We start from the raw sequence: 14,956 nt of genomic DNA on the forward strand, positions 1-14,956 counted from the left end.
TTCTAAAACAGAATGGCGACCGCTGAGCTCCGTAAAATGCAGATTGGAACAATTTGCGGCATAAAAGCACCTCCTTTATGTAGTTTAATTGTACCATAATTATACCATGTATGCAATTTTATATTATTTCATTGGGTATGTGATAAACTTCCATTGTTCATTTGGAACGCCTCCTCTGGTTTTGAGTTTGGCTTGCGACATCATATTGCAGGAGGCTTTATTTAGTTGTCCTCACCGACTGCACTTATTCCATTCTCCCAAGAACAGCTGAAAGCTTAAGTTTTTCATTTAGATGTAGAGAAAAATTGTTTCAACTCACAATCCACAAGAAGGCTGACTTTGAGGGCGGCAGAAAAGGCGATTACCTGATTTTTGTTTTAACTCACAGCCCCGCAAGGGGGCTGACGATTCAGCGTTCCTATACCAAGCCAAAGTGTTCATTACAATACGACGAATAATTTCGACACAAAGCAAACAATCTCAGTTACTTTTTTGAAAACAAAAAAGCGACTGAATAAATCAATCGCCTTTTTACATAAGCAAATATATAATAATGTTTTTCAACTCACAGACTTTCATCTGACAATTAACAAAGGGTGCAGAAATATATTCCCGCATCCTCTGTTAACAATAGTATTTTATTCAAACTCTTTTTCGGGTTTGATTTTTCATATTAATCTAATGTTATCAGGCGTTGAAATCGTATCATTTTGATACGTTTTTACATCTCGTCAATGTGGTTTCTAAACTACTGTACCCAAATTATACCCAGCACCATTTTTAATAGTCTTTTTCCATACTGTCTTTTGCAAAAATATATTCTTTATTCTCTACAGATAATGAATTAAGCAAAAAAGCACTTTTACCATCTTGATGTACTGTTATTGAAACACAATACTCACCCGATTCATTTATTACTTCTTTCAAATCAAACATATATTTCCAATGTAAACATTCACTGTTTATTAATATTCCTTCTGCCACCTTTTCACCTTCAACTTCATTATTAACGTACTTATCTTCTCGTGCAAACAACAATTTTTCCTTTTCAACAGACTCTGTGTAAATTTTTTCTCCATCCATATTCCATATTTCTATATCCAGTCCATTATAGTTTTCTGCTGATGTATTACAAATTTCCACTATACCATCAGCATTATAACTTACACTAATTGTTGCTTTATTATTCACAATAAATATAGCACTTATAGCAAAACATAATAATGCTACAAACATCCATTCTGCAATTTTTCCTCCTACCTTCAGAAAAATTCTCTTAATTTCCTCTTTACTCTTATGTTTTACCCATTGCACAACAAGAACAATTCCAACAACTGCACACAGACAAGAAACCAAAATCCCACTCCATTTTTGACTCTCCTCTCCATAAATTGCAGATAATGGAATAGATAAAATGAATACAAAAATAATCATTATTGTATATATTCTAAAATCACTTAGTAAGTACATGTATCTGTTGTCTGATTCCTGATCATACTGCTTATAATTTTGATCCAGCGTATTGTACCTTTTTAGATCACTTATTACATACAACACTATGTCAATAAATATAATAACTGATGTTGATAATGCGAATGAAAAAAGTGCTTGCAAATACCAATACATTACCCCCTGCTCCGACCACACAGTTAAAGAACTAATCGTCATCTTAAATAAAAAAGCACACAACGTTCCTATCACCGCAACAATAGCTATAATTGCTCCTAATCGGGTTGTTCTTCTTTGCTCTTTCTCAGCAGCATCTACCAATATCTCTTGCTGGTTTTCTACCTGATTTTTATCAACATCAGCACCCAACACCTCCTGCTGATTTTCTACCTGCATTTTTTGTATTTCTCTTTTTTTCATATTTTTATTTTTCTTCTTGTGTTTCTTTTTTCTCATATATTCCTCCATAAGAACAACAGTTTTCATTATAACATAGCAAGGAAGCAAAATGACTTTGCCATATTACTTCCTTGCCTGATACTTTACTATATTACTTCTCTTTTCTTACTCCTTTAAAAGGTGTGTTACTAGATGTTTTTACATCCATGAATTTTCCTGTTTGTGCATCTCGCTTAGTCCATAATCCCGTTGTCGGATTATATACCTGCGATCTACCTCTAACTGCTCCCACTCGAGAATTATCTCCAACTGGTCTGTTTGTTGCCATAAAAATAGCCCTCCTATTTCATTTTGATTGTTTGTGTTTTGTTCTGGTTGTCCCACCGCTACTCAACGAAGTCTTAACTCTTACTCTTCTGTTTGATATTGGTTTTGCAGTGACTCTTACTCAAATTGTCTTTCCCATTTTCAATACCATACCTTTCTCAGTTGGGAATTATATCTTGAAATAGAAGTACAGTTTCGCTATAATCTATTTGAACTATCAAGATTCGGAATACCAACTGTGTATCCGATGTTGCGGTATTGCTTTGCAGAGCAATACCGCATTTATATTTAAAGTTCTATTAAGTACAGTTTACAAGGGACTACACAGGGTAGGTATCTGACGGGAGGTGTGCCGCCCGTCAGATTTTCCATGTGATATTCAAGCTATCGCTTGTAGCGGCTATGGTAGTGAGCATTAAGTCCACCACCCGCCGCTTGTCGTCAAAGGCTACATTCTCCCAAGTGTCGAGGTAGCCGGAAATCTGGCTGACCTGTTCCGGGCTTATGGCTTCCACCGTCAACTCCGCTATCTGCGCCAGTAGTTCCTGCTTGCGTCCGTCCAGTTCGGCTATCTTCACATTCACATAGGAGAGCAGAACATTGTTTGCGCCCGTCAGACTGTCTACCAGCTTTTCAATCTCGCTGTCCACATGAGCAAGCTCCACTTGCAGAGCGGCGATTTTCGGGTTTGCCTTTGCCGCTTTCTTCCTGCCCGTCAGTGTCTTGTAGCTGTCCAGCTTTTTCACCATCTGCTGATAAGTGACCGCTTCCAGTTCCGAAGTGATGATTTTCCCACAGCCGGGGCAACTCTTGTTATCCAGCCGCTTTGTGCAACGGAGATATTGCTTGCCGGACGGATTAAAGATACTCATAAGAGCATACCCGCAATTCCCGCATTTGATTTTTCCTGCCAGCCATGTATGAGTGGCTTTCCGGGCAGACTGGATTTTCATGTTGTTCATCAGCTTCTTGCGGCAGGTCAGCCATACGTCCGAGGGGACAATCCCCTCATGCGGAGCCAGCACCAGCATTTGGTCTTTGAGATTTTGCGCCTTGTCCGGCTTTACGTCCCGCCCCTGGTACAGATAGCACCCGTTCATGCCCGTAAAGTCGGCGGCGTCATTGACAATGACTGTCCCCTGGCTTTTGAAAAACTCGTACACGTCGAGGTCTGCCTGCACATAGACGGGATTGCGTAACATCTGCGCCAGCGTGGGACGTATCAGTTTTTTGCCGTTGAACAAAATCCCCTGTTCGGCAAAGTGCCGGGTAATGTCCCCGTATGAAGTCGTCGGCTCGGCGTACATCTCGAACATGAGCCGGATATTCGCCGCTTCCTCCGGGTTTACCACCAGCTTCTTTGTGTTGATACCGTCCATTTTGATAGGCTCTGTGTGGAAGCCATAGGGAGCCTTACCGCCCATTTTGAAGCCCCGCTGACTGCGGGAGTAATAAGCGTCCGTCACCCGCTTCTGTATCGTTTCCCGTTCAAGCTGGGCGAACACGATACAGATATTCAGCATAGCCCGCCCCATAGGAGTGGAGGTGTCAAACTTCTCCGTAGAGGAAACAAACTCCACGTTGTACTGCTGGAACAGTTCCATCATGTTTGCAAAGTCCAGAATGGAACGGCTGATACGGTCAAGTTTGTAAACAATGACCTTTGCAATCAAGCCTCGCTTGATGTCCCGCACCAATTCTTGAAACTTTGGACGGTCTGTGTTTTTGCCGCTGTACCCTTTGTCTGTGTATTCCTTGCAGTTACCGCCTTTCAATTCATATTTGCAAAATTCAATCTGGCTTTCAATGGAAATACTGTCTTTTTTGTCCACCGATTGTCTTGCATAGATTGCGTCTATTCTGTTGTTCATATTGTCGCTCCTTTTCTTAAAAAAGAAACGGAGCTGCTGACACTATTATTATACCGCCAGCAGCCCCGCAAATCAACGGTGGCTTTGGAAAACCTTACGCCCCGGCGCCCTCATTCTGCCGTTTATCGGCATACTTGCGGAACACTTCATAAAGCTGCTGTTCCAACTCCCGGCGTTTCGCCGCTTCCTGCTCCGGCGTGAACACCGGGGAGAGATTTTCCAGCGTGATTTCCTTTCCCTGAAAAGTTACGACCTCTGTTTCTTTCTTGTATCTGATATGCTCCATAGAACCTCCCATATTCAATTTTCAAGGTACAATGCCGCACAGGGGCGGCGTGAAATTTTGCTTATATTCAATCACCTTTCCTTTGTGTATCGCTGTTGCCGCTTTACCTCCGCCAGTACGTCCGACGGGATACGGTCAACCAGCCTTTGGATATTCTGCAATTCGCTTTCCAGCTTCGCCCGTTCCATGCGGTCTTTCATTTTGCCGCTTTCGCTGGCTCTGGCTCTCGCTTCCAGCTTTTGATTTTCTTCCAGCAGGTCATTGATTGTGACCTTATATTTCTTCAACTGCCCGGAGAAGTTCTCCATTTGCGGAAACCACTTTTTCAGCATGGCAAGGGCTTCCTCTTTCTTTTTTCCGGCGTTGATCGGATTGATACCGTCCAGCGTGGCTTCAATCGCCCTCGCCTGTTTGGAGAGGGAAACGGCCTGTTTGAAAAGCCGGGTAGGGATATGCTTCCGGCCTGTCTTGCTGGCGCTCTCTCCACGCTCCAAGTCGGGATATTTCTCCACCATGTAGGCGTGAAAATCGTCCTGCCACTTCGTCAAATTCGCCCGGTTGCCTATGATTTCTTTGGCGCACAGGCGGTTGTCCTTTGTCAGCGGAACAAAAGTCAAATGCAGGTGGGGTGTTTTCTCGTCCATGTGTACCACCGCCGACACGATATTTTCCCGGCCTACCCGGTCAATGAGGAAATCCGCCGCCCTCTGGAAAAAGGCTTGTATCTCTTTTGGGGACTTGCCCTTGAAAAACTCCGGGCTGGCGGTTATGAGCGTATCCACAAACCGGGTGCTGTCTTTGCGTGTCCTGCACCCCGCCTGTTCAATGCGGCTCTGAATGAAATGGTAGTATCTGCCCTCCGGCTTGACGATGTGAAAATTGTACTTGCTCCGGCTGGCGTCAATGTCGGGATTGCTGGCGTACTGGTCTTTCTGTCTTTCGTGGTGGGCTTCCAGCGGCCTTGCCGGGTTGCCCTTATGCTTCTCAAATCGCAAAATTGCGTGCTGTGCCATAAACTCCTTTCCCCATCCCTTTCCTATCCGGGACTTTTCCAAAGGAAAATCCCGCCGGAAATATCTCTGATAGGATTGGAATGGAATTGATATAAATAAATCGTTTTAATCTCTGTATTTCTATATACCGTCCAGTTTTCGTACTTCAAGAGGATTGATTATCGTACTCCATGAGTACGGTTTTCAGCCCTCCGGCGTACCGGAACCGGATTTCTTGAAGTCAGTGTTTGAAACCGCTTCATAGGATTTTGGGTAGATACGGTTTGGTTTTCCACAGCCCTGTTTCTGTATCTCCACAAGCCCCGCATACTGTAATTCCCGCAAGGTGTTGACCGCCTTTTGCCGCCCACAGTGGAGCAGGGCGACCACCTCGCAGATTGGATAATACAGGTAAATGCGCCCGTACTCGTCCGCCCAGCCGTTCTTGCGGGATAACTCCGTCCGGCGCAAGATAAAGGCGTACAGTATCTTCGCTTCATTGGACAGGGGCGTAAATGTAGGGGCTTCAAAGAGAAAATTCGGGAGCCGGGTGAAGCTGACCGATTTCTCCGGTTGATGAATATAAATCGTGTTTGTCATAGTGTGCTTTGTGGACAGTTAGAACGGCATTTCCGGGGGCAGACGATATTTTATATGACCTGCCCCGGTTCTGCCCTCTGGAAGCCTTATAAATCAAGGCTTTTTTCCTGCCTAATTGTCCACACTCGACCTCCTTTTCCGTTCACTTTCCGCTTTCTGCCGCCTGTGAACTCTGGCGGCACAGTCCGGGCAGTATTTCCCCCGGTTGGACTTTGGGACGAACACGCCGCCGCAGACCTCACAGCGTTTCAAGTCCTTATCCCGGAAAATTTCCGCTTCCAGTGTTCCGACCAGCGGCAAGACCGACCAGCGGAACCACTTACAGCAGACCGAGAAAGAAATCATCTGCGGGCAGGTATGACCGTCCCCGTCGTCAAGAGCGATACAGTCCCCGCCCTCACAGTTGCAGCACTCCCAGCGGATTAGGCTGTTTGCCTGTTTCCTCTGCGCCGGTGTCATGCGGTAGAGGGAACCGTCCGGCCTGCGCTCCAAGGACGGCAATCGCTTGTATAAATTTTCTTTCATGCGTTCCTCCGTTTCCTTGCTGCCGTTCTCCCCGAAAAGGCTTCCTGCCCCATTCCTGCGGCGTGTTCCGGCGTTGGCACGCTCCCCGGACTTCGGGACATTTTGTCCCGAAGCTGGCTCGTTGCGGTGCTTCCCCTGCCGGGATATTCCTTTTCGGACGGTCATCCTGTTTTCAAGGTGCTGTTCACCGATGAACTAACCTAAGTCTACACCTAAATGACCGTCCGTCCCGTATATCCATAAAGTCGGAAATCAGCCCGGAAAACTCCCTATTTCCACGCTCTCGGAATTGTGGTACAATAAAAATATCCAAACAGCGAATCGAAATAAGGGAAAAAATATAGGAGGAAAATATATGGGCGCATGGAATTATGGCGTTTTTGATGATGATACTGCATATGACGCTTTGGACGACCTTAAAGCATCATCAAATATAATCGCTGATATTGAAAGATACTTTGATGAGGTTATACAGGCAGAATATGTCGGTTACGACGAAGCGCATTATGCTTTGGTATCAGCCGCATTTATTGACAGTGTTATAAATGATACTCAATATAGGTGTGATGGTGATGATTATTTTGAATGGACGAGATTGCAAAAGTGCTTTGATTTCTCTCCACTCAAACATAAAGCTGTAAAAGCCATTGACGCTGTTCTTTCTGATAATTCCGAATTAAAAGAATTGTGGGAAGAAAACGAGGAATTGTATGAAGCATGGAAAGAGGATAAACTCTCAATAAAGAAAAGGCTTCAACAATAAATAGCTTTTATTATCGCTTATTTATCGGGCAGATGAGGAGGGAGAGCATGGAATTATCCATACAAGAACGATTGAAAGACCTGCGTGTGGAGCGTGGGCTGACGTTGGAACAACTTGCGGAGCAGACGCACCTCTCCAAGTCTGCGCTGGGAAGCTATGAAGCGGAGGACTTCAAGGACATCAGCCACTATGCCCTTATCAAGCTGGCGAAGTTTTACGGCGTGACCTCCGATTATCTGCTGGGGTTGTCCGAAACAAAAAATCACCCAAACGCCGATCTTGCAGACCTGCGTTTGAGTGACGATATGATTGAACTGCTGAAAAGCGGGCGGGTGGACAATTCCCTTTTATGTGAACTGGCGGCGCACCCGGATTTTCCCCGGCTCATGGCTGACCTTGAAATCTATGTGAACGGCGTGGCGGTGAAGCAGGTGCAGACCGTAAACGCCATAGTGAACACCATGAGCGCAACCATTATGAAACAATACAATCCCGGCTTGACCGACCCGCAGTTAAGACAGCTTGTCGCCGCCCATATTGACGACGACAGCTTTTGCCGCTATGTGATACAGCAGGACATAAACAGCATAGCTCTTGACCTGCGGGAAGCCCACAGGGACGATTTTTTCAGCGTCCCGGAGGATAACCCGCTGAAAGGATTGTTGCAGGCCGCCGATGAAGTTGCCAGAGAGGACAGCGACCCGGAGCAAGCGTCGCTGGCGTTTATCTGCAAACGGCTTCGGCTGAATTATAAGAAGCTGTCCGAGGAAGAAAAGAAATGGCTTAAAAAGATTTCGGAGAAGTCCGACTTGCTGAAAAATCCGAACCCACAGCGAGGAAAAAGGGGGTAGTACATGGAGAATGTCGTTGCATACTTAAAAGACCACTGGCAGTATGTGGTGATTGCGGGCGGTGGGCTGACACTGTTGGGAGCAATTTTTAACTGGCGGTGGGTCACAAGCCCGGATGGAGAAAGACCAAACGGCCCCGGACGCTTTATCTATGACATATTCGGACAGGGCGGGTATCGTGTCTTTATGGGCGTTCTGGGCGTTGTAATTATTGCTTGTGGGATTTTCTTTCTTTTTGTGGGAAGATAAAGCAAAAGAACAAATCGAAATATGGAGGAAATGCAAATGGGAATGATTGCAAATTATCAACCAACCACTGACATTGAATTAGAAAAAATCATGTGCCTTGATGATGTGGAAGAATTACAAGAAAGTGAGGACATAGAAATTTGTGATATAGATAAAATGTGGGACGCACTTCATTTTTTACTGACGGGGAAATCTGCCAGCGAACCGATTGAAGATGATTTAATCAGTGAAGCGATTGTAGGACAGTTCAATATATCTGAAGAAGACTTTATATCTGGAACGAAAGCTGATAGGGTGAAAGAAATAGCCAGGGCGTTGCAAGAAATTGATTTTGAAACATATCTTGATAAATTTGATATGAGTGCGTTTTCCCAAAATGATATTTATCCCAATATTTGGGGATACGAAGATGAAGCAGATGAAATTAAAGATGATTTAAGAAATTCATTTGAAAATTTGAAAAAGTTTTATGAAAAAATGGCAGCACAAGAGAGCGCCGTTTTAGTGTCAATCTATTAACTGTATAATTTCAACTGTTGCTGAAATAGCAAAGTCAGCCGATCCAGTCAACGGTCAAGATGAACGGCGCATAAATGCGCCGCCGTTGACAGTCCCGTCCGCCTTTGCTAATAGGCAATCAAGGCGGGAAAGCCCTTAAAATGGCTTCCCGCCCATTTCAATTTTGAGAGAAAAATCCGGCTGCTTTTTCGAGAGTGTGTCCACAAGTTCGGGACATTTTGTCCCGAAGTCTGGCGTGGGACGAGGGACGGGGGCTTTCATATACGCCCTGTCTGCTGATGAAACCAGTCCTGCGGTTGCGGCTCCACGCCACGCAATCACAGCCCCGTTTTCCTGCCGCTTCAAATGCCCTTGCCCTCCCCGGCGGCAATGGCATTTTTACGGCAACGCCGACAGAGCGTATAACACACTACACTTTGCAAGCAAAGTCGTGTGCCAAGGGGCAAGCCCCTTTGGAAACCCCTGACAACAAAACAGGCTGAATATCCCGCACTTTCCCGGTGCTTGATACTCAGCCTTTATTTGTTGTCAGCAGCCCCCGTTTCGTGGTCTGCGTGTAGTTCCTTGTAAACTGACCTTATTCGAGCCCTAAGCATGCTTTTATTCATTGGTTACATGAACTACATTTCTTACTCTCACATCATGATGAATAAAGTTGCGGTTTGTAAGTTGTTGCGTCACTTCATCATAAACCGGAGCTGTATGTTCTGGATCTCGAATAGTTAAAATCATACAGTATTCCTGACTTAACTGAAAATCCTTTTTCACAGCTTCCTTTTCAATAAAATCGCGATATAAACCTTCTATCTTCAGATACCACTTGCGTGTAGATGGCAACCACTTATCGCGATTCGACGGGGTCATATCAGCTAAATCAATTGCATACTTCTTAACTGGATGGAACTTTTTGCCATACTTAACCAGTGTACATTCCCGTTCAAATCCATTTATAGGATGTATTCCCTTCGCACTTGCGCTATATAAGCTATCAGATAAAAGGTTTTGATTATCATCCACACCTCTAGGATTTTTTATCGTCGGTTTTGTCACATCACGCTCTTTCTCAGTCTCATATGTACCAAAAAACACATCGATATTTGATTGGCAATATTCTCCTGCCTGTTTTTCATCTACAAGTGATTTATTTACCAATGTAAGAATAATCTGTCCTCTAAAAAATCCATTTTCATCTACCAGACTTGTCGGAAAAGGAAAATCAAACATTTCAATAAAGCTTCCCTTTTCCAAAGTATCCCTCAAAATTAGTGTTATCTCATCTGGTGAATTGTAAAGTATCTCATTGGCACCTACAGGCATTCCAAATCCCATTTGTGCAACCTTATCTGTCATTTTCATTTTAATATCCGCCGGATACTTTGCATAATGAATCATCAACGCCCTAATAAGTAACGCATCAAAATCCTCATGCATCATGAAAGCGAGTTCTGCAGCTATTCTAGACACTCTTGGGGTAGAAAAACTTGTTCCAACATTTTTATATATATTTCCATCTAAACCAAATGACGGAACTCCATTGATAACCAATTTCCCCTTATCAACTCCAGCATTACCTCCATAAAATACCAAATCCGGTTTTACAATACTTGCAGGTCCCGGTCCAACTCTTGTAAATGGCGAAGGCATATTTGGTTCGGCATAATCATGCTCCCCCTGCGTTTCTGCAATTGAACCTACAACTAAAGAACGCACTGAATCTGCTGTCTTACTTATTCTGCTTTTGGGTAAACCTTTTGCAAAATTGTTACAATTTCCAGCTGATTTAATTATCAGAACATTATTCTCATCTTGGATATTATCCAAAGCCATACCAAACTCTGAAAATTCGTCTAATTCACTTTCCATTGTCGTTCCTAGAGATAAATTCCATATCTTTATCTCAGGATTGTTCTCAACTGCTTCACGCACATGATCAATTAATTCTTCCGGATAAATTGTCATTGTATTTCCAGGATGTACTACAGCATTAAATAATCTCACTCCACTTAAGGCTGAGATATTTGTACCATTCAGTTCATCTCCATATTCAATGATACCTGCAACGAAGGAACCATGGGAATTATCCTGATATTCCTTTGGATAATTTTCATGTACAACCGCCTCTTTCCAGGGTGCTAAGTACGGAATGTCCGCTATGCCCGTATCTAATACTCCTACCACTGGGTATTCTTCCGTTTCCTCTGGTTGTTTTACAACGACTACATTATCAGAATCTAAAATATCCATAGTTGCCATTATCGGATATGTCTTTTCAGCCGAATAGACACCCTCAAATTCTCCCATAGCATTCAGCTGTTCCAAGTTGTCAATTGTGACCCTATAAATCGTCATATCTGTAGTAAATCGCACCTTAGAATGAATTTTAATACCAGCCGCTTCACAAGATTGTTCAAATAAAATCTTTGCCATATTATTCAAGTCAAAATCATTATAATCACATAATCTAACTCGATAAACATTGTTATCAGAATCATACGGTTCAACACAAGGTGAAAACACATCTATTCCAGAAATTGAAGAAATAAGAGTTGCCTCATCCTCTCTTCTTCCTATTACCTGGCTAATTGTACTCAGCAGCCTTTCCTCTGTAACCATTGATAGCAACTGCCTATCTCCATACACACCTATCACATTATCTTTGCCGTCATTTTCTAGCAAATTTACAATTCTTCCTCTATGTGTCTTGGCAATTGCTTTATCAATAACCGTCGTTGAGATAATCATTGGCAATGCTCGCTTATTTTCTTTCCATTTTTGAAAAGAATCTTGTATGGTATTAACATTTTTACTTAAGTAGTCTACACGTTTATTTAATTCTTCTCCATGAAGTACCCAACTACCTTCATGACTATCTCCTCCGCCCTCAGTACTTCTATCATCATAATCTTTTCGTTTTTCGAAAATCTTTATTGGCAAATATTTTTCACTCAATTTTTTTCACTCCTTTCCAAACAGTTTTTTATTTGTCTTGTTGAAACATTAAAATATAAGGACGCTTGTTTTTGCGATACCCCATGATCAATCATATATTGTACCATTTGCTCCATAGTGTAATTTCCATGATTTTTAAATAAATATGCTTCGGCTAAAATATCTGTAAACTTGACTTTATTCTCATCCTTTAATACTAGTTTCTTTACCATATTATTTAAAATATTTTTAATATCCGAATACGACAATCCCAATAATGCATCATATACCTTTTTCCATTGTCCTGGCTTTATTTGGCTTACATCAATAAATTCCGGCATATTTTTTATCATACTTGCAACTTCAGCCAATTCAGGCTTCGGCATTTCAATTACAGTTTGAAACCTTCTCCAAATTGCACTATCTAACAATTCATGATGATTGGTAGCTGCAATCAAAATTCCATTTTGACAATACTCATCCATATTTTGAAGTAAACTATTTACAACACGCTTTAATTCTCCCAATTCATGATGATCGTCTCGAGCTTTTGCTATCGCATCAAATTCATCCAAGAACAATACACATGGTTGCTTTTTAGCAAACTCAAATATTTTATGAATGTTTTTCGCAGTGTTTCCTAGCAATGAAGAAATTAATGTATCTAATCTTGCTACAACTAATGGCAATCCCAACTGCGACGCAATATATTTTGCTGCACTTGTTTTACCACATCCTGGATGTCCATATAGCAGCAGCGACATATTGAACTCCAATCCAATCTGATCCATCTTTTCTTTGTTATTTATTGTTTCCATGAAATCCATCAATTTCAATTCAACAGCCTTAGATAAAATCAAATCATTTACAACCGGTTGGTAGTCTATTTCAACAATATTCATTCTACTTTCTTGATCAACAGGTGGCGGGGCTATAAGCGAATCTGTAACAGCCTTACTACGGTTCTTTCGTTCCAATATATCACCAATTCTCTTGCTTCCTCTTTCTTCTCCGTCTGCCGCCATTTTTTTCGCTAATAACTGTGCAAAACTAGCAACTTTATCTTTATCTCTTTCTAAACCAGCTTCAATGATTTTTCCTATCTCCGAATAATACATATGCATTCTCCTTACCTTATCATTTATATATATTATACCACATAAGCGTTTTATTTCAAGAAAAATCGTTTTGTTTTTACTATTTTCGTTTTGTTTTACTGTTTTTACGTTTTATTTTAGATATTTTCGTTTTGCTCATGCACAATAATAGGCGGCAATCTATGTTTGATTACCGCCCATTTTTATTAAACCGATAGCCGACACCCCAAACCGTCTGTATGTATATTGGCTTGCTTGGGTTATCTTCTATCTTTTCTCGTATGTTACGAATATGGCTCATAACAATGTTGTAATCCCCGAAATATGGTTCTTTCCAAACACTATCATATATCTGTTCTTTGCTGAATACTATTCCGGCATTTTGAGCCAACAACAATAATATTTCAAATTCTGTATATGTAAGTTCAATCTCATTTTCGTCACGAACCACAATCCGCTTATACTTGTCAATACAAAGTCCTTCAAAATGAAGTTTTTCTTTACAGAAGTCATCATGTTTCAGAACTTCTATTTCTTCATTAACATATGACAAACGACGATTGAAAATATGCTCTTCTCCATCCTCAAATGATAGAATTAAAATCTTCCCAAATGATCACCCCATTTCACATCCTGTACAAGCCAATTATTTTTATGCAAATTGTTTTGTCTTATAAGATACCAATCCTTTTACCAAACACCCTATGGCAAAACAAATATTTATTCCCAGTACAATATACCATATCTCATATATGTCATTTACAATTCCCGTCATGACAAGAAAAATCGGCATAGAATCTACTATAAGCCAAATGATTCCCCCGAAAAACATCCTTATCAATACAGGAAGTCCCCAACATACAGCCGCAATAATTACTGCGCCAAAAGAGCTATCCTGATATGCAGAAACGCATAGTGTAATGGTGCATAACGATAAAAGCGCCTGAAAAGCTAATCCTAATAAAATGCCAAGATATTTCAAAAATAATACAGGTTGAAGCATATGTTGAGAAAGCACCATCCAGGATATATTTTCAAATCCCTTCAAACCATATATCGTCCAGCATAAGACTAAATTGACTAACACAAACCACATAAAAATGAAAATAGTGAATGTCATAGAAGCCAAAATTTTTGCAGGAACATCTTTTCTTCTTCCTTCTTCCGTGCTAAAAATTAATGGCAGCATTTTCGTCTGGCTTTCCTCTGCGAAGATGGTCGACACTCCACAAATAATCAATATGCTTCCTAAAATCAATCCAAACTGAAGCATTTCAGCGAATACCTTCCATCCCGTTGTATATGCCAAATAAGGTGTTTTCCCAATTTCATCATAAGCTTTTCCCAACTCTGTTTCCCCTAGAAAATACCTCTCCGTTGGAAGTACACCATTTTCCCATGCTCCATTAGTAAAATATCTTGTAACAAAATCATTTAAAAAGTTTCCATCTCTCCATCCTGGCATATTTTCCTCAAATTTTGTAGGCAAACCATATTTTTCAATTATTTGATTCACTTTTTCATCCGTCAAATCACCTTCAAATTCTTCCGTAATCTTCCGATTCATCTGCACTGCTTCATAACCGGAATAAAACTTCCCATCTACTGTCGCTATTTCTCCACCGACCTCTGCAAACCAAAAATACAGAAACAGCAATCCTGTCGCAGCCAACATTCCTATTTTAAATATTTTATTTTGAAATAGTTTAAAAAGCTCCATCTTATAAAGTCGCATTTTTTTCTCCCCCTGCTATTTGTGTAAGATAAAGATATGCATCTTCCAGTGTACTTTCTACATTTTCTGCACCTGCAACCGGCTGTCTTTCTGAAACAATTCTTAGTTCAACATTTTCTCCACTACTTCTCACATTGCTTACAATGAAGCTACTGGTTATCTGCCCTGCTTCTTTTTCAGAAACAATACACTTCCAAACACATCCTTCTACTTTATCAGTAATCTCTTTCTCCGTTCCTTCTTGAATCAGTTCTCCATTCTTCATAATCAAAATACGGTCTGCAATATAATCTATATCAGATACGATATGTGTAGACAGTAAAATGAATATTCCGTTGCGGCGAAGCCGTCTGTCCGGAAAAATG

16 protein-coding genes and 1 pseudogene are annotated in these 14,956 nt (G+C 41.5%); 4 read left to right on the top strand and 13 right to left on the bottom strand.

Annotation, left to right across the window (positions count from 1 at the left end):
* Positions 1–780 precede the first annotated feature (780 nt).
* The 7 genes from DW826_RS16420 to DW826_RS16455 form a co-directional block, all read right to left on the bottom strand.
* Complete coding sequence (locus DW826_RS16420; RefSeq protein ID WP_117553245.1) at positions 781–1,905, bottom strand: hypothetical protein; 1,125 nt, start codon at positions 1,903–1,905, stop codon at positions 781–783.
* 94 nt (positions 1,906–1,999) lie between these two features.
* Positions 2,000–2,176, bottom strand: coding sequence for a hypothetical protein (locus tag DW826_RS18370; protein WP_181968100.1), 177 nt, complete (start codon positions 2,174–2,176; stop codon positions 2,000–2,002).
* Positions 2,177–2,534: 358 nt separating this feature from the next.
* A complete protein-coding gene (locus tag DW826_RS16430; RefSeq protein WP_117452543.1) occupies positions 2,535–4,046 on the bottom strand; it encodes a recombinase family protein in 1,512 nt (503 codons plus the stop codon).
* 94 nt (positions 4,047–4,140) lie between these two features.
* Positions 4,141–4,332 carry a hypothetical protein gene (locus DW826_RS16435; RefSeq protein ID WP_117452544.1) on the bottom strand — a complete coding sequence of 64 codons (192 nt, stop codon included), beginning with the start codon at positions 4,330–4,332 and terminating at the stop codon, positions 4,141–4,143.
* 71 nt (positions 4,333–4,403) lie between these two features.
* Positions 4,404–5,345 carry a MobV family relaxase gene (gene mobV, locus DW826_RS16440; protein ID WP_117452545.1) on the bottom strand — a complete coding sequence of 314 codons (942 nt, stop codon included), beginning with the start codon at positions 5,343–5,345 and terminating at the stop codon, positions 4,404–4,406.
* Positions 5,346–5,528: 183 nt separating this feature from the next.
* Entirely contained in the window at positions 5,529–5,924 is a 396-nt protein-coding gene (locus DW826_RS16450; protein ID WP_002596451.1) for a replication initiator protein A, read from the bottom strand.
* 111 nt (positions 5,925–6,035) lie between these two features.
* The gene (locus DW826_RS16455; protein ID WP_117452546.1) at positions 6,036–6,449 is read right to left on the bottom strand and encodes a cysteine-rich VLP domain-containing protein; all 414 of its coding nucleotides are present in this window, start codon (positions 6,447–6,449) and stop codon (positions 6,036–6,038) included.
* Between the two features lie 355 nt (positions 6,450–6,804).
* On the opposite strand from DW826_RS16455, the gene DW826_RS16460 reads away from it, so the two are divergent.
* From DW826_RS16460 to DW826_RS16475, 4 genes are read left to right on the top strand one after another with little or no spacing between them, the layout of a single operon-like run.
* Complete coding sequence (locus tag DW826_RS16460) at positions 6,805–7,212, top strand: DUF4259 domain-containing protein (RefSeq protein WP_117452547.1); 408 nt, start codon at positions 6,805–6,807, stop codon at positions 7,210–7,212.
* A 47-nt stretch (positions 7,213–7,259) separates the two neighbouring features.
* On the top strand, positions 7,260–8,063 hold the full coding sequence (locus tag DW826_RS16465; protein ID WP_117553246.1) for a helix-turn-helix transcriptional regulator: 804 nt from the start codon (positions 7,260–7,262) through the stop codon (positions 8,061–8,063).
* 3 nt (positions 8,064–8,066) lie between these two features.
* On the top strand, positions 8,067–8,312 hold the full coding sequence (locus tag DW826_RS16470; RefSeq protein WP_002596447.1) for an immunity 17 family protein: 246 nt from the start codon (positions 8,067–8,069) through the stop codon (positions 8,310–8,312).
* Positions 8,313–8,348: 36 nt separating this feature from the next.
* Positions 8,349–8,831: a YfbM family protein gene (locus DW826_RS16475; protein WP_117452549.1), complete on the top strand. Its 483-nt coding sequence runs from the start codon at positions 8,349–8,351 to the stop codon at positions 8,829–8,831.
* A gap of 135 nt (positions 8,832–8,966) precedes the next feature.
* Here DW826_RS16475 and DW826_RS18375 read toward each other — a convergent pair whose 3' ends face one another.
* From DW826_RS18375 to DW826_RS16505, 6 genes and pseudogenes are all read right to left on the bottom strand, one after another.
* A complete protein-coding gene (locus DW826_RS18375; protein WP_038260099.1) occupies positions 8,967–9,176 on the bottom strand; it encodes a gluconolactonase in 210 nt (69 codons plus the stop codon).
* Between the two features lie 255 nt (positions 9,177–9,431).
* A complete protein-coding gene (locus tag DW826_RS16485) occupies positions 9,432–11,780 on the bottom strand; it encodes a S8 family peptidase (RefSeq protein WP_117553247.1) in 2,349 nt (782 codons plus the stop codon).
* Positions 11,777–12,877 (bottom strand): ATP-binding protein, encoded by a 1,101-nt coding sequence (locus DW826_RS16490; RefSeq protein WP_117553248.1) that lies wholly within the window; start codon positions 12,875–12,877, stop codon positions 11,777–11,779. Before DW826_RS16490 ends, DW826_RS16485 begins: the two co-directional genes overlap by 4 nt.
* 169 nt (positions 12,878–13,046) lie before the next feature.
* Complete coding sequence (locus DW826_RS16495; RefSeq protein ID WP_117553249.1) at positions 13,047–13,409, bottom strand: winged helix-turn-helix domain-containing protein; 363 nt, start codon at positions 13,407–13,409, stop codon at positions 13,047–13,049.
* A 99-nt stretch (positions 13,410–13,508) separates the two neighbouring features.
* Entirely contained in the window at positions 13,509–14,591 is a 1,083-nt protein-coding gene (locus tag DW826_RS16500) for an ABC transporter permease (protein WP_117553250.1), read from the bottom strand.
* A pseudogene (locus DW826_RS16505) lies at positions 14,578–14,956 on the bottom strand (hypothetical protein); the annotation flags it as partial. The gene DW826_RS16500 and the pseudogene DW826_RS16505, both read right to left, overlap by 14 nt.

The sequence above is a fragment of the Clostridium sp. AM34-11AC genome, from assembly GCF_003435375.1.
Classification (GTDB): Bacteria; Bacillota; Clostridia; order Lachnospirales; family Lachnospiraceae; genus Pilosibacter; species Pilosibacter fragilis.